Here is a 15,536-nt window from a genome sequence, read left to right as displayed (position 1 = left end):
GATCAGGCGTGTCCCGTCTCGAATGCCAGCAGTGAGCTGAGCCAGGGCAAAAAGACCGAGACCCGGGTTCCTCGTGACGGCGCGCTATCGATCTGCAGCGTGCCGTCCTGCAATTCCGCCAGATTTTTGACCAGAGGCAGGCCGAGCCCGGTGCCCCGATGCTGGCGCGCCAAGGTGCCGTCGATTTGCCCGAACGGATCGAGTGCCTTGGCAATATCATCCGACGACATGCCGATGCCGGTATCCGTCACCACGATCTCAAAGCCCCTTGTGCCGGCCGTCTGAATCTGCAGCATCACGTAGCCGCCGGCCGGGGTGAACTTCACGCCGTTCGATAGGAGATTGATGATGATCTGCTTGATCGCCCGGGCATCGCCATGAATGCGCGGGCAAGCAGGGTCAATATCGATCATCAGGCGGACGCCGTTCTCCTTGGCCATCCCGGCAACCAGCTTGCTGCCGGCCTGGGTGATCAGTGCGGCATCGAGGGCTTCCACTTTCAATTCGAACTTGCCGGCTTCGATCTTGGACAGATCAAGCACGTCATTGATCATTTCCAGCAAATGGCTGCCACTTTCGTGGATGTATTGCACGTAGTCACGATAGCGGACGGGTGCGATCTCGCCGAACATGCCGTGGCGGATGACATCGGCGAAACCGAGAATGGCATTCAACGGAGTCCGCAATTCATGGCTCATATGAGCCAGAAAGCGCGACTTCGCCTGATTGGCAGATTCGGCTGCCATCCGGGCCGCCCTTAACTGTTCGGCAAATTGCGTCAAGTGCTGTGTCTGCTGTTGCAGCTTCTGCTGAGTTTGTTGTAGCTCGTCCTGGCGCAGCTTCAATTCGGTGACATCGGTAATGATGCTGACCATGCCGCCATCGGCAACGGGCGAGCGGCTGACCATGGTCCAGCGCCCATCGGTCAGTTGCTGTTCCACGACATGCGGGATCTTTTGACGGATGCGACGGAACTCTCTCTTCAGCCAGGCTTCGGAGTCGTTATCATCATCCGCGAATTCGCCACGTGCCATGCCGTAACGATAGATCTCTTCCAGGGTCACGCCCGGCGCCATGATCGCGGCGGATTTCGGATAGAGGGCCTTAAAGCGATCATTGCAGAGGATCAAACGCTCGTTCTTGTCGTAGAAGACGAAACCTTCATTGAACGCGGCAATGGCCGACCGCAATCTGGTCTCGGCCTCCTTCAAAGCGGTGACCTCGCTCCAGGTCGCAACCCAGCCGCCATCGATCGTTCGCCGCTCCGAGACGCGAAGCCACCTTCCATCTTGAAGTACGACCTCGACCGGTTCGGACGGTGGATTGCGGTGCCGCTGCAGGCGGCGTTCGAACCATCCTTCGGGATCGTCCTTCGCCTCCATCGGCGCAATGGAAGATAAAGCAACGTTGCGGGCGAGATATTCGAAAGTCTTGCCGATCGGGTCGATTGTCGTGGGGGATATCGCAAGCTCGATATATCGCTTGTTGCATAAGATCAGTCGGTCTTCGTTATCATAGAGCGCGAAGGCATCGGGAATGCTGTCGATTGCAAGGCGCAGGCGTTGTTCGCTGGCTTGCAGGTCACGCTCCATTTGATAACGGCCGGTAACATCGCGGCCGATCGCCTGAATTTCGGCAATATTACCTTCGGCATCGAAAATCGCCACATCCGACCAGCTATACCAGGACCCTTTTTCGTCGCCCTGCACCTTCCTGACCTCGCTGTGGGAAATGGCATTGCCCCTGGCTAAGCGTTCGATGACCTCCTGAACCTCTCCAAGTTCTTCGGTAGGCAGGAATTCGGCAAGAGAATGGCCGACCATGTCGCCCGGCTTCAGGCCATAGAGACCGGCATAGGCGGCGTTGCAGAAAACGATGACAAAGTTCGGCCGATACCGGCAGATCAGTTCGACTTGATTTTCGACGATCGTCCGATAGAGGATTTCGGCGGTCTTCGCTTTCGCTTCTGCCGCGCGCCGGGCGTTGATGTCCTGTGTGATACCGTCGATCCGCAAGGCTCGCCCTTGGGCATCCCGCACCAACTCGCCATGATCGCGTACCCAGATGACGCGGCCATCGGGGTGTATCATCCGGTATTCGATATCGAAAAGAGCGCCTTCTATCGCCTCATCCCAGGCCTTTTCGACAGCAGCGAGATCAGCCGGATGGATATATCGATTCCAGGCCCAGGGAACCGTCAGTAGTTCCTGAGGATCGATTCCAAGCAAGGTTTCAACCGACGGGCTTACATAATCGAAGATGGTCGTCTCGACCATGACCGACCAGATGATGTCTTTCACATTTATCAGCACGTCATCCAGGTAACGGATGGCTTCGGTGGCCGTCGTATCCGTACAGACGACAATGATCTGGGACGGCTGGGAAGCGCCGCCGGCCTGCGGCATCAGCACCATGTGGTGACGGCGAGCACCTTTCGGCGTGGCGAGACTGATGACGCCATCTGCCGGATAACCGCTGATCAGAACTTTCTCACCTAGGTCGAGCAGGGCATTGCAGCCCGGCCCAAAGGGAGCCGGCAACCTCTGGCCGGCGAGGTTGCGGCGATCGAAACCGGTTTCGGTGAGAAACGCATCGTTGGCGGCGGTGATAATGAACCCTCCGCCGGGCGCCGCCGCAATCATCATCGCGGGGCCGACAAAATCTGCCAATCGGTCATACGAGTGGTTAGGTGGGCCCTTCATTCCCTATTCACGGCTGTTTCCGTCGCCCGCCGCTCGAGATGCTGTTGCCGATAGGTGGCGGGGTTTCGATGCATTGTCCTACCGCCAGGATTAATAAAATCCGAATATGTCCCTGCCGCATGCCCACAAAGAAGCTGAACCTTTCAGGGCGATTTGTTAGGGTTCGCCACGATCAGTTGCAGGAGATTAGGAATGAAGGCGCAAAGTCGGCCAAAAAGCAACTCTTTGGCCGTTCGCGTGACCGCTGCGATTCGGGCACAGGAGAGTCGGATCGGGATTATCGGTCTGGGATATGTCGGCCTTCCCCTGGCCTGCCTCTTTGCCGAATGCGGGTTTGCCGTCACCGGTTTCGATATCGACCCTGCCAAGATCCGCCAGCTTTCGGCCGGTAAATCCTATATTAAGCATATCGGCAACCGGCGAATCGCCCCGCTGGTGAAAGCGGGCACGCTCGCGGCCAGTGACGATTTTTCCGGCCTGGCAGCGATGGATGTGATTGTCATCTGTGTGCCGACGCCGTTGACCAAGCATCGCGAGCCCGATCTCCAATTTATTGTCAAGACCGGGGAAACCATCGCCCGACAGCTCCGGCGCGGGCAGTTGGTGGTTCTCGAATCCAGCACCTATCCGGGTACTACCCGAGACGTTCTGAAGCCCATTCTGGAAAGGACGGGCTTGAAATCGGGCCGAGACTTTTTCCTCGCTTATTCGCCGGAACGGGAAGACCCCGGCAACACCGCCTTCGGCACGGCGGCGATTCCCAAGGTAGTGGGTGGCGACGGCGCGGCAGCCTTGAAATTGGCGACATCGCTTTACGATCGCATCGTCATCCGCACCGTGCCGGTCAGCAGCCCCGAAACGGCCGAAACGATCAAGTTGACGGAAAATATCTTCCGGGCTGTCAATATCGCTCTAGTCAATGAACTGAAAGTCATCTGCATGGCGATGGATGTCGATGTTTGGGAAGTCATCGACGGCGCCAAGAGCAAGCCCTTCGGTTTCATGCCTTTTTATCCGGGCCCGGGTTTGGGCGGGCATTGTATTCCGATCGATCCGTTTTACCTGACCTGGAAGGCGCGGGAATACGGCATCAATACCCGATTCATCGAGCTGGCTGGCGAAATCAATACGGCGATGCCGCATTTCGTCATTGAGAGGCTGACGCACGCGCTCAGCGCACAGCTGGGCAAAGCATTGAAGGGCGCCCGCATTCTCGTTCTCGGGGTGGCCTATAAAAAGAATGTCGACGATCTACGGGAAAGCCCGTCGCTGCACATTATGGAAGAGCTGGAGCGTCGCGGTGCGCGGGTTTCCTATCACGACCCGCTGATCCCTAAGATCACCCCGACGCGGGAATATCCCGGGCTGACAGGTCGCCGATCGGCGCCGCTCACAGCACGCAACCTGGCCAGCACGGATGCCGTCCTGATCGTGACGGATCATGAGGCGGTGGATTACGCGCTGGTCGGGCAAAAGGCCAAACTCATCGTCGATACCCGCAATGTGATGGCGAAAGCCGGTATTAAATCTAGCAAACTCGTGAAGGCTTAATCAGCGCCTCGCTTGTGCAGGCTCGGTACCCAGCAATAGCCGTCGGGATCCTGGATATAGGCTTCGCGCAGACCGTGGGGCTTGTCGGCAGCCGGCGACAGGACATGATGATGATGCGCCTTTGCCTGGGCGACGGCGCGGTCGGGATCGCAGCGGTATAGACGAATTTCCACGCCGGCCCCGCGTATCGGCATGTCCGATAACAGGCCGAGCAGGGGATTGCTGTGATAGGTCCCATCGACATGCAGCATCCATTCGGCGCGATGATCGCCATCACCATGCCGCAGGACTGCGAAATCCTTGTCGCTATAGACAATCTCGGCGTTGAGCACGTCGCGGGCGAAAAGCGTTGAGCGCGCGATATCACGAACCAGCAGATTGATACCCATACCCTTCAAGCTGCGGCCATAGGCATCGGCCGACATGAAGCTTTCCCTGGCTTTCGGCTTATCTTCGGGGCCCATCGCGGTTCCTCCCCAATTCTCGAGGTTTTATCATTGAAACCTAGCTTAGCAGCTTGGCCCCGGCCTGCTAAGGCATTGGCCTGCCAGGGCATTGGCCTGCTAAACTGGGGGCATGTCGATTCGTCTCCTGCCCTCCAACCTTATCAACCAGATTGCCGCCGGTGAGGTGGTGGAACGGCCCGCTTCCGTGGTTAAGGAACTGGTCGAAAACGCCGTCGATGCCGGAGCGACCCGTATCGACGTCACCCTACGGGAAGGCGGCCGCAGCCTGATCCTGGTCGAGGACGATGGCTGTGGCATGGGACCGCAGGAACTGCTCCTGGCGGTAGAGCGGCATGCGACGTCGAAGCTGCCAGATGACGATCTGGTTCATATTCATCATTTCGGCTTCCGGGGCGAAGCGCTGCCAGCCATCGGCGCAGTCGGGCGGTTGACCATTATCAGCCGAGCCAGGAAGACGAAGGATGCCAGCAGTGATCAAGCACACGGTCATCAAGCCTGGGCCCTCACGGTCGATGGCGGTGTCAAGGGAACGCCGCAGCCGGCTGCCTTATCTGCCGGCACGCGGGTGGAATTGCGCGATCTTTTCTATGCGGTGCCGGCGCGCCTGAAATTCCTGAAGACGCCGCGCAGTGAGGCCAACGCGGTGGAGGAGGTGGTCGCACGCCTCGCCATGGCGCATCCGGCCATCGGTTTTACCCTTCGGGACGAGGATCGCGTGATCCTGCGGCTGCCGGCGATTAGCGACGATCTGCTGGCGGATGCCCGCGCCGCGCAGCTGCAGCGCCTCAGCGCCATCATGGGCCGGGATTTCGGCGATAATGCTTTGGCGATCGATGCGACGCGGGAGAATGTCCGGCTTCACGGCTATGCCGGCCTGCCGACCCTGAACCGGGCAAATGCCGCCCATCAATATCTCTTCGTCAATGGCCGGCCGGTGAAGGATCGCCTGGTGATCGGCGCGATCCGCGGCGCCTACCAGGATTTCCTGGCGCGCGACCGGCACCCGCTGGTGGCGCTGTTCGTTGACCTGCCGCCGGAGGAGGTGGACGTCAATGTTCATCCCGCCAAAGCCGAGGTGCGCTTCCGGGACGCGGCCCTGGTGCGGGGCCTGATCGTTAGCGCCATCCGCCATAGCCTTGCCGCTGCCGGTCATCGGGCAGCAACGACCGTGGCGGCGCAGACTTTGGGTGCGTTCCAGGCGCCGCAAATGCAGTTCAGCAGCCCGCAGTCCCCCGCTTGGCAGGGACCACCACCACAATCCAATTGGAGCGGCTATGGGCACCGGGGCGGAAACAGCGTCAATAGCGGGCTGGTCGATCGGGCCTTGGCCGGTTTCGCGCCTCTGGCACCGGAACTGGAGCGGCCCAGTGTGCGCATGGAAGCCGCCCATGGCGGGTCAGCTCAGCAGCCGCAGGCCAATTACCCACTCGGCGTCGCGCGGGCGCAATTGCATGAGAACTACATCATCGCCCAGACGGCCGATGGATTGGTCATTGTCGATCAGCATGCGGCCCATGAGCGGCTGGTTTATGAGCGCATGAAGGAGGCTTTGGCATCGCAAGGTGTCGCACGCCAAGCTCTGCTCATTCCCGAAGTGGTCGAGCTGGATGGGGCTTCTGCCGACCGTCTGCTGGCGCGCAGCGAGGAATTGGCGGAACTTGGCCTCGTCATCGAATCCTTCGGTCCCGGTACTGTCGTCGTGCGGGAAGTACCGGCTCTGTTGGGCCAGTCGGATATCCAGGGACTGGTGCGCGATATGGCGGACGAACTGGCTGAGCTGGGCGCGACCCATAGCCTGAAGGAAAGGCTGGAGGACATCTGCGGCACCATGGCCTGCCATAGCGCCGTCCGCTCGGGGCGGCGCTTGAGCGCGTCAGAGATGGATGCACTGTTGCGCCAGATGGAAGCAACGCCGCATTCCGGCCAGTGCAATCACGGCCGCCCCACTTATGTGGAGCTTAAGCTGGCCGATATCGAACGCTTATTCGGCCGGCGCTAATTCTTCCGCAGAATAAGAATGCGGGCCTTGCCATAATTGCGGTCTGTTTCAAGAGCGTAGCCGATCGGCAAATCGAACGGGTCGCGACGATCCAACTCCACGACCACGACGGCACCGGGCGCGATCCAGCGGGCTTTATCCAAAGCCGTGAGTGCTGCCGGCACCATATCCTTGCCATAGGGTGGGTCGAGAAAGACGAGCGTCGCCGGTGCCGCTGCACCAAAGCCAGCGGCGGGCGGCGGGCGCAAGGCATCGGCCTGGCGAATGGTCGTGCGGCTTTCCTCCCGGCAGCCGGCGACATTCGCGCGCATCGCTGCCAAAGCTTGCGGATCGGTATCGAAGGCTACCAGGCTGGCGGCGCCGCGCGACAGGGCTTCGAGCCCCAAGGCGGCCGAACCGGCGAAAGCGTCGAGTACCGCGGCATCGCGCACCGCATCCAAGCCGTGCATCAGCATGTTGAAGATCGCTTGCCGCGCACGATCCCCGGTCGGCCGCACGTCGCGGCCTTCCGGTACCACGAGCTTCTTGCCTTTATGGGCGCCGGAATCGATTCGCATCAGGCTTTCCGGGCGCGCGCCCTCTGTTAGATGACTCACGGCCGGGCCGTTTTGCAGCGGGTGAGGTGGAGCGTTTTGCGTTATCCCGCTTCTTCTCGTTATTCGGCCCCGCTTCGTATGTCGGGGTACTGCCTATTTCCGCTGTACGTTGCCGCTCGGCACGTCGTTCATGCGAAAGCTGCTTGCGCTTAGGTTCGCCCGGTGCGGCTTGGGACCGCGTCGATGGATGAGCATCATGCTGCCGTTCGACTTGCCGGTCGTCCCACTTCTTGTCGCTCTGACCTCTTTTATGGACCGGCTTCTGCGTCGGTTTAGGCGGGCGGGCCTTGCCGCCGCTGGCTTGATGCGGACGCAACGGCTGGACGCTGCCGGGCGCACCTAACTGGTCGCGCAGCACCTTGCCGGGCACTTCCTCGGCCTCACCCTTGCCGAGATGGCCAAGCTGGAACGGGCCGTAGGAAAGGCGGATCAGGCGGCTGACGGTCCAGCCGAAATGAGCGCAGACTTTGCGGATTTCCCGGTTTTTGCCTTCGGTGAGGCTCATCGTCAGCCAGGCATTCTCGCCCTGCTGCCGGTCGAGGACTGCTTCGATGGCGCCATATCGCACGCCATCAATTTCAATGCCGCCGGCCAGTTTCGTCAGGACGGCTGGATCAATCTTGCCGTTGACGCGCACGCGATACCGGCGGACCCAACCGGTCGCCGGCAATTCAAGACGTCGGGCAAGTTCGCCGTCATTGGTCAGCAGCAAGAGGCCTTCGGAATTCAAATCCAAGCGTCCGACTGAAATCAGGCGGGGCAGGTTTGCGGGCAGGTTCTCGAAGACGGTGGGACGGCCTTCCGGATCTTTGGCGGTGGTAACCAGGCCGCGCGGCTTGTGATAGCGGAAAAGGCGCGTCTTCTCTGCTTCGGGCAGGGGTTTGCCATCGACCCGCACGACATCCGACGGCCCGACATTGACGGCGGGCGAGGTCAGTTTCTTGCCGTTGAGCGAGACACGGCCGGCGGCGATCCATTCCTCGGCGTCGCGACGCGAGCACAAGCCGGCACGTGCCATGACCTTGGCGATACGCTCGCCCTCGTGTGCCTTGTTTCCGGTGTCTTTATTGCCGGTGGCTTTGCGACCCACGCTCATCAGCGCGCCGCCGCGACAAACGCATCGATGATCTTGGCATCGCCCGGCCCGACGATGAATTCCGGATGCCACTGCACGCCGAGACAGAACTTCTTGCGCGGGTCTTCGATGCCCTCGATGACGCCGTCTTCTGCCACGGCATTGACGACGATGTCGGGACCGGCGGCGCGCACTGCCTGGTGATGAGCGCTGTTGACCATGAGGCGATCGGTGCCGCAGATCCGATGAAGTAGGCTGCCTGCGGTTACCTTGACAGTATGCCCTGCCGTATTGCGCGGATTGGGCTGCTCGTGCAGGACGCTGCCTTGAACGGCGTCTTCGATATGCTGGATCAGGCTACCGCCAAGCATGACATTCAGCAATTGCTCGCCGCCGCAGATGCCGAGGACTGGTTTGTCGCGCTCCAGCATCGCCCTGGTGATTGCCCATTCGAAGTTGGTGCGGCCTTCCTTGGTCGCCACGGTGACATGACGCGAGGTGTCGCCATAGAGGCTGGGATCGATATCGAAGGCGCCCCCCGTCACTACCAACCCATCTAACCGGTCGGCAAGAGCATCCAGGGCATCGATACCATGCGGCAGGCAGACGGGCAGGCCGCCGGCAGCGGCAACTGATCCGCAATAATTCTCGCGGATGCTGTACCGGGCGAATTTCGACAAACCGCTCGGTGCGTCAGCGTCGAGGGTCAGTCCGATCAAGGGTGCGGTCGTTTTCATAACGCCAAGCTAAACCATAACTGGCCGGGAAGCACAATGGGAGCCCGGGATGAAGGGAACGGAAGGCGGGGCGCGGAAAAGCGGGGCTTGACCCGGCCGGGCGGCCTGCGCTCAATGCCGCTATGACGAAAGAAAGTGATACAGAACGGCAGGCCGGGGATTTCATGGCCCTGGCTTTCCGTCAGGCGGAACTGGCTGCTGGGCGGGACGAGGTGCCGATCGGCGCGGTCCTGGTCGATAGCGTGACCGGTACTATCCTGGCCGCCGATCACAACCGGGTCGAGGAATGGCAGGACCCGACCGCCCATGCGGAACTGCTGGTGATCCGGCGGGCCGCCATGGCGAGTGGCGAGAAACGGCTGCCGATGGCCGACCTCTATGTCACCCTCGAACCATGCCCGATGTGTGCCACCGCCATCGCCTTCGCCCGCTTGCGCCGGGTCATCTACGCCGCCAGCGACCCGAAGGGCGGCGGCATCGAACACGGTCCTCGGATATTCACCCAGCCCACCTGCCATCATCGGCCGCAGGTCTTCGGTGGGCTGGATGAGGGACGTAGCGCGGAGATGCTGCGCAGCTTTTTCCGCGCGAAGCGCTAATGCCTCAGATCGGCAAACTGTCGAGGAAGCGGTACCACATGACCGACGGCGCCAGGAACCAGGGGTCGCCGCTATAGAACGGCCTGGTCTGGAACGGCACATTGTCGAGCGCCGTCTTGCCTTCGGCGGTTCCCAACACCTTTTGACCCAGGCGCATGCCGAAATAGGTCGCCAGCGATACGCCCGAGCCGCAATAGCCCATGCAGTAATGCAGGCCGTCCTGGGTGCCGATATGGGGCAGGGTATCGAAGGTATAAGCGACGAAGCCCATCCAGGAATGGCTGATCCTGCTTTGCCTTAGCTGCGGGAAGATGCCGCTCATCCAATGATGCAGGCGCGGCGCGCTCACTTGCGGATCAGTTTCCGAGAAGGCAACGCGGCCGCCGAAAAGCATGCGTTGCTTGTCGGGGGACAGCCGGTAATAGAAGACGACGCGACGGCTGTCACTCATGACTCTGTTGGTCGGCGCCACGTCACGGGCAACTTCCGGAGCGAGCGGTTCGGTAGCGATGATATAGCTGCCAATCGGAATGACGCGCCGGCGCTGCCAGGGCGAGAGGGGCCCGGTATAGCCGTTGGTGGCAATCACCACGTCCCGCGCGCGGACCAGCCCATGGGCGGTGGTGACGCGGAAACCCGAGCTTTGTCGCTCGATATTGCGCGCAGCGCAATGGCTGATCACCTGAACGCCGGCCTGTCGGGCGAGCCGCAGCAATTCAAGATGATATTTGCCGGGATGCAGAGCGGCATGCTTGGGATAGACCAGGCCGCCGTGATAATAGTCGCTGCCGATCTCGCGGCGCTGTTCCGCGCGGGTGATGATTTCGACCGGCACTTCCAGTCCCTTCGTCTGGTTCTCGGCAACCTGTGCCAAAGCGGCGAATTGCTTTTCGTTATGCGCCGCATGGAACCGGCCCACCTGCTCCCAGTCGCAATCCAGCTTCTCGCTCCGGATCAGGTCGCCAATATACTCCAGGGCCCGGATGCCTTCCCGGCGGATGGCGAAGGCGGTTTCCTCGTTGTGGCGTCCTGAAAGTTCACTGAAGCTCGGCTTGATGCTGGTGGAGACCTGTCCGCCATTGCGGCTGGAACAGCCCCAGCCGGCGGCTTCGGCATCGATGATCAAGGTCGATCTTCCGCCGCGCGCTGTCTGGATGCCAGCCATCAAGCCGGTATACCCCGCGCCGATGATCAGGACGTCGATATCGGTTGGCAATGATTGCGTATCGGCCGCCGGGCGCGGTGCGGCTTCCCACCAATAAGGCTGGTTTTTGTAATCGGCAGTGAATAAGGACGTCACGAAGCTGTCTCCCCTTTGGCAGCGAAGTCGCGATAAATGTCGGATGAGGCTGGTTGACTTACTCGTCGAGTTTCTTGTCGTCGATCTCCCGCCGCCGACGCTCTTCGGTGCGGCGGTCGTTTTCCTTTTCTGATTTCGTGCGGCCGAATTTGACCCGATTCGCTTCGGCCTGGCGCGTTTCTTCCTGGCGCTTCTGTGCCTTGCGGAAACGGTTCAGATTGACGATTTCTGCCATCGGCTGCCCGTAAAATTCACCTGGTTGTGACGCATGACACCTTGCAGCGGTGTCTCGCCGATGTCGATAATAGCCGCGCGAAAGGGTCTTTGAAACCGTGTCGCGAGCCGAGTCGTTCTCCATAAGAGCGACGATGGAATCGCGAAAGCGGGTAATGTGTTGGAAAGAGGGCGTTATGAACAAAGGCGTTAAAATTGCCGCGGCGGTGATTGGCGGTCTCGTGGTGATTGCGCTGGTCGCGCCGATGTTCGTAAACCTCAACAACTATAAAGGCCTGATCGCGCAGAAGGCGAAGGAAGCCACTGGCCGCGACCTCACCATCACTGGTGATATTTCGCTCTCGCTGCTGCCAATGCCGGCTGTTTCGATCGAAGGCGTGAAGTTCGGCAATGCACCCGGCGCCAGCCAGCCCGACATGGTGACCCTGGAACAGGCTAAGGTGAAAGTGGCGCTGCTGCCGTTAATTTCCGGCAATGTGCAAATCAGGGAAGTGGTGCTGAGCAAGCCGGTGATCCTGCTGGAGAAGCTGCGCGATGGCGGCGCCAATTGGCAGATCAAGCCGGCTGGCGAGCCGAATGCCTCACCGGGTGAGACCAAGAAAGCCGCCGGCGACGCGACGAAGGAAACGGCGGCATCCGCCGGCATGAACATCGCGGTCGACAGTGCCTCGATCGAAGACGGTACGCTGATCTACCGCGATGATGCGAGCGGATCGGAGCAGAAGGTCGAAAACATTAATGTCGATCTCTCGATGGAAAGCCTTGAGGGGCCTTTTGAAGCGAAAGGCGGGGTGACCGCGCTCGGCGCCCCGCTCGGCTTCACGGTCAAGCTCGGTAAGATGAATACCGGCAAGCCGATGCCGGTGGATGTCTCGCTCGCGGTGAGCGAGGCAGCAGCCACGCTCGGTTTCGTCGGACAGGCAGATCTGGGGGCAGCTTCGGATCCGCAAAAGCCGATCGTGACAGGCAAGCTCAGTGGGAAAGGTGACAGCGTTGCCAAGCTGCTGGCGGCTTTGCCCGGTGGCGATAAATCAGCCGTGCAGCCACCCCTACTGGCAGAACCCTTCTCGCTGAATGGCGATGTCACGGCGGGCAGCGCCTCGGCGACAGTGCCGTCCTTGTCGTTTCAATTGGGCGATCTGACGGCCAAGGCGGCGCTCGCGGCCAATTACGCCAAAGATATCGCCGTCCAGGCCAATGTCGCGGTCGGCCGGGTAGACCTCGACAAGCTCCTGTCGGCAGGCGGGCGTGAAAAAAAGGCGGAAGCGGAGACGCCCGCGACTAAGCCCACTGGGCAGAATGATCTGGCCGGGGCCGGCCGCGGTTTCAGCTTGCCGAGCGGCATCACCGCCGGCGCCGATGTCACGGTGCAGCAGATCGTCTATCAAGGTCAATCCATCGACAATACCAAGCTCTCGGCGCAACTGACCAATGGCCAAGTGACGTTGAAGAGCTTGACGGCCCAGCTGCCGGGCGCTTCAGGCCTGGGGGCGAGCGGCGTTCTCTATGCCGATCAGGGCCAGCCCGCTTTTACCGGCGGCCTCAAGCTGAATGCCGGCAATCTGCGTGCCCTGATCGATGCTTTTGCCAAGGGCGCCGTCGATGCAGTGCCGGGCGACCGGCTGCGCAGCTTCGCCTTATCCAGCGAGATCGCTTTCAAGAACCAGCAACTGGACCTGACCGAGCTGACGGTCCAGTTGGACCAATCGACAATCCAGGGTGGCGGGACCATTGCCTTGCCCGACGGCAAGCAGCGTCAGCAAATGGGATTTGGTATCGGCCTGTCGATCGATAAACTCAATCTCGATGGCTATCTGCCGAAAGCGGATCAGAAGCCTGCCGCAACACAGACTTCGGCGACGCAAACAGCTGCCAAGCCGGCTCCCTCGGGCAATCCGCTGAAGGCGCTCGCGCCTCTGGCCGATCTCAATGCCAATCTTGAGGCGCGGGTTGGCGCCCTCACCATGAACCAGCAGCAGATTAACGGCCTGCATGCCTTGATCGCCATCGGTGGCGGGGCCATCAACATCAAGGATATCAGCGTTGCCGACTTCCTCGGCGGCAAAGGCGCCATCACCGGTAAGGTGACCGACCTCAAAGGCGATCCGCGTTTCGACACCAATTTCGATATCACGGCCAAGGATGCCGGCAATGTTTTCCAGATGGCGGGCGCCGGTGCACAACAACCAGGCAAATTCGGTGCGCTGACGCTGAGCGGCAAGGCCGGCGGCAACGCCAATGACGTCAGCTATGACGTCAATCTCGGCATGGCCGGCATCGGCGCCCAGGGCAGTGCGAAAGGTGGTATCTCCGGTTTGCTGGCTGGTGGCATTCCGAAGATCAACAGTAATTTCGATCTGAGGGCGCGCGATACCTCCGCTTTGGCGGTGCTGGCCGGTATGCCGGCGGATGCAGCGGAAGATCTGGGTGCCGTGGCCCTGAGCGGCACGGCGCAAAGCGGCAGCGACGATCTCACTTACGACGTCAGCTTGTCGGCCAGCGGTGTCGGCGCTAGTGGCAAGCTCGGCGGCAAGCTGACCGGTCTTTCCGGTGACAACCCCCAGGTTGATACGAAGCTCGATCTCAATGCGCAAAAGCCGGGCCCGCTGCTTCGCTTGGCCGGCCTCGGTGGCCCCAAAGCCAATGCAGCCGGTGCGCTCGGCATAGGCGGCACGCTCAAGGGCGGCGCCGACAAGATGGCACTCGATCTAAAGCTACAGGGCCTAGGCGGCAATGCCGCATTGGTGGGAACGGTGCAGGCGAAAGCCAAGCCGATTGCCTTTGATATCAGCTTGACCGCCGATCACCCGCAGTTCTCCGATCTGCTGCGTCTTGCCGATCTGCCAAGTTCCGGCGTGCAGGCCGGCCCGCTGAAGATGTCGGCCAAGGCTGCAGGAACGACGGACAAGGCACAAGTGAGCGCGCTGAGCGCTGCCTGGGGCGACAGTTCGCTGAACGGCACCGCCAACTATGATGCAACAGGCGCTCGGCCGCAGATCGTCGCCAATATCACCGGCGGCACGGTGAACCTCATTCCCTTCATGGGAAATGCCGAAGGTGGCGCGGGCGGCGGCAAGAGCGACAGCAAAGCAAGCTCCAGCGGTGCGCCGGCGGGCGTCTGGTCGGAGGAGAAACTCGATCTCTCGATGCTCGACAAGCAGGATGCGACAGTCGACTTCCAGGCGAAATCGTTGATCCTGCCGGACCAGCGGATCGATGATCTGGTGGCCAAGATCATCCTCAAGGACGGCTTGCTGACTATGCAGACCTTGAACGGCAAGATCTATGGGGGCGGCTTCAATCTGTCTGGCACCACGGTGAATGGCCGCGGTACGCCGAAAGTGGACGCCAAGGTAGCGGTGGACAAGATCCAGATCGGCCAGGTAATGGGCGGCGGCATTGCCGGCAGTCAGGTTAAAGGACCGGTGTCGCTCAATCTCGATCTGCTTGGCAGTGGTGACAGCCAAGCGGCGCTGGTGCGTTCGCTCACCGGCAAGGGCAATCTCGATGGTACGCTTAAGATCATCGGCAAGGTCGAGCAGAAGCTCGGTTCTGCCTTGCTGGACGTGCTTGGCAAGAAGGTGAAGCAGGTGCAAAGCCTGACCGACACCATTAACGGCATCCTCGGCAATTTCACAGGCGTCGATAATGCCTTGAAGGGCAGTTTCAACATTGCCAAGGGCGTGCTCGATACCCAGGATTTCGCCTTCACCAATCCGAAAGCGCACGGCATGGCGAAAGGTCAGATCGATCTCGCGGCCATGGCCTTCTCAAAAATGCTGGTCGATCTTTTCGGCGCCAATGCCGACAAGGCCTTCATGAGCGTCAATCTCGAAGGCCCGCTTAGCAATCCGCGGCCCAGTTTCGCCAGCAATGGCGCAGCCGGCGCCGGCGGCCTGTTGGGGATCGACAACAGCGGGAAGGTGCAGCCGGATGCGCTCGAGAAATTGCCGGGCGGTGAGAAACTGCTAAAGAAGTTGGGCGTCCAACCGAACAATTCGGTGCCGGCTGAAGGCGCTACGCCGCAAAGCAGTGTGTCGAAGAAGCCGACGGTCGAGGTGCCGGGGCTCGGCGCGATCGAATTGCCCTTCGGTAAAAAGAAGAAGAAAAAGGACAAGGAACAAGTACCGGCGCCGCAATCCGCGCCGGCGGAAACGCCAAGTCAATCAACACCCGGTAATGAACCGGCGTCCAGCAATCAGCCGGCGGCGAGCGAACCGGCGCCCGCTGAACCGGCACCCGCTGAACCGGCACCTGAGCAACAATCTCAATAAGA

At 60.9% G+C, this 15,536-nt stretch carries 11 protein-coding genes; 4 read left to right on the top strand and 7 right to left on the bottom strand.

The window, feature by feature from the left end; translation table 11 throughout:
* Positions 1 to 2 precede the first annotated feature (2 nt).
* Entirely contained in the window at positions 3 to 2,702 is a 2,700-nt protein-coding gene (locus SMD27_RS15765) for a sensor histidine kinase (RefSeq protein WP_320509367.1), read from the bottom strand.
* 192 nt (positions 2,703 to 2,894) lie between these two features.
* Here SMD27_RS15765 and SMD27_RS15760 point away from each other — a divergent pair, with 192 nt between their 5' ends.
* Positions 2,895 to 4,253, top strand: coding sequence for a nucleotide sugar dehydrogenase (locus SMD27_RS15760; RefSeq protein WP_320509366.1), 1,359 nt, complete (start codon positions 2,895 to 2,897; stop codon positions 4,251 to 4,253).
* On the opposite strand, the gene SMD27_RS15755 is transcribed toward SMD27_RS15760, so the two are convergent.
* Positions 4,250 to 4,717: a VOC family protein gene (locus SMD27_RS15755; RefSeq protein ID WP_320509365.1), complete on the bottom strand. Its 468-nt coding sequence runs from the start codon at positions 4,715 to 4,717 to the stop codon at positions 4,250 to 4,252. The two genes, SMD27_RS15760 and SMD27_RS15755, sit on opposite strands and share 4 nt — an antisense overlap.
* 112 nt (positions 4,718 to 4,829) lie before the next feature.
* Between SMD27_RS15755 and mutL the strand changes: the two genes are divergently transcribed.
* A complete protein-coding gene (mutL, locus tag SMD27_RS15750; protein ID WP_320509364.1) occupies positions 4,830 to 6,719 on the top strand; it encodes a DNA mismatch repair endonuclease MutL in 1,890 nt (629 codons plus the stop codon).
* On the opposite strand, the gene rsmD is transcribed toward mutL, so the two are convergent.
* From rsmD to SMD27_RS15735, 3 genes are read right to left on the bottom strand one after another with little or no spacing between them, the layout of a single operon-like run.
* Positions 6,716 to 7,276 (bottom strand): 16S rRNA (guanine(966)-N(2))-methyltransferase RsmD, encoded by a 561-nt coding sequence (gene rsmD, locus SMD27_RS15745; RefSeq protein WP_320509363.1) that lies wholly within the window; start codon positions 7,274 to 7,276, stop codon positions 6,716 to 6,718. The two genes, mutL and rsmD, sit on opposite strands and share 4 nt — an antisense overlap.
* Entirely contained in the window at positions 7,251 to 8,411 is a 1,161-nt protein-coding gene (locus tag SMD27_RS15740; protein WP_320509362.1) for a pseudouridine synthase, read from the bottom strand. Before SMD27_RS15740 ends, rsmD begins: the two co-directional genes overlap by 26 nt.
* Positions 8,411 to 9,127, bottom strand: a complete 717-nt coding sequence (locus SMD27_RS15735) for a gamma-glutamyl-gamma-aminobutyrate hydrolase family protein (RefSeq protein WP_320509361.1) — start codon at positions 9,125 to 9,127, stop codon at positions 8,411 to 8,413. Before SMD27_RS15735 ends, SMD27_RS15740 begins: the two co-directional genes overlap by 1 nt.
* Before the next feature lie 122 nt (positions 9,128 to 9,249).
* Here SMD27_RS15735 and SMD27_RS15730 point away from each other — a divergent pair, with 122 nt between their 5' ends.
* A complete protein-coding gene (locus SMD27_RS15730) occupies positions 9,250 to 9,726 on the top strand; it encodes a nucleoside deaminase (protein ID WP_320509360.1) in 477 nt (158 codons plus the stop codon).
* Between the two features lie 4 nt (positions 9,727 to 9,730).
* On the opposite strand, the gene SMD27_RS15725 is transcribed toward SMD27_RS15730, so the two are convergent.
* Both SMD27_RS15725 and SMD27_RS15720 read right to left on the bottom strand, forming a co-directional pair.
* Complete coding sequence (locus SMD27_RS15725; RefSeq protein ID WP_320509359.1) at positions 9,731 to 11,026, bottom strand: NAD(P)/FAD-dependent oxidoreductase; 1,296 nt, start codon at positions 11,024 to 11,026, stop codon at positions 9,731 to 9,733.
* 58 nt (positions 11,027 to 11,084) lie between these two features.
* A complete protein-coding gene (locus SMD27_RS15720; protein ID WP_320509358.1) occupies positions 11,085 to 11,261 on the bottom strand; it encodes a DUF4169 family protein in 177 nt (58 codons plus the stop codon).
* 175 nt (positions 11,262 to 11,436) lie between these two features.
* On the opposite strand from SMD27_RS15720, the gene SMD27_RS15715 reads away from it, so the two are divergent.
* Positions 11,437 to 15,534 (top strand): AsmA family protein, encoded by a 4,098-nt coding sequence (locus SMD27_RS15715; RefSeq protein ID WP_320509357.1) that lies wholly within the window; start codon positions 11,437 to 11,439, stop codon positions 15,532 to 15,534.
* The last annotated feature ends 2 nt before the right edge of the window (positions 15,535 to 15,536 follow it).

The organism is Dongia soli (assembly GCF_034044715.1).
In the GTDB taxonomy this organism is placed as follows: domain Bacteria; phylum Pseudomonadota; class Alphaproteobacteria; order Dongiales; family Dongiaceae; genus Dongia_B; species Dongia_B soli.
Note: the sequence above shows the minus strand (reverse complement) of the source record. Positions and strands in the feature narration are given on the sequence as shown.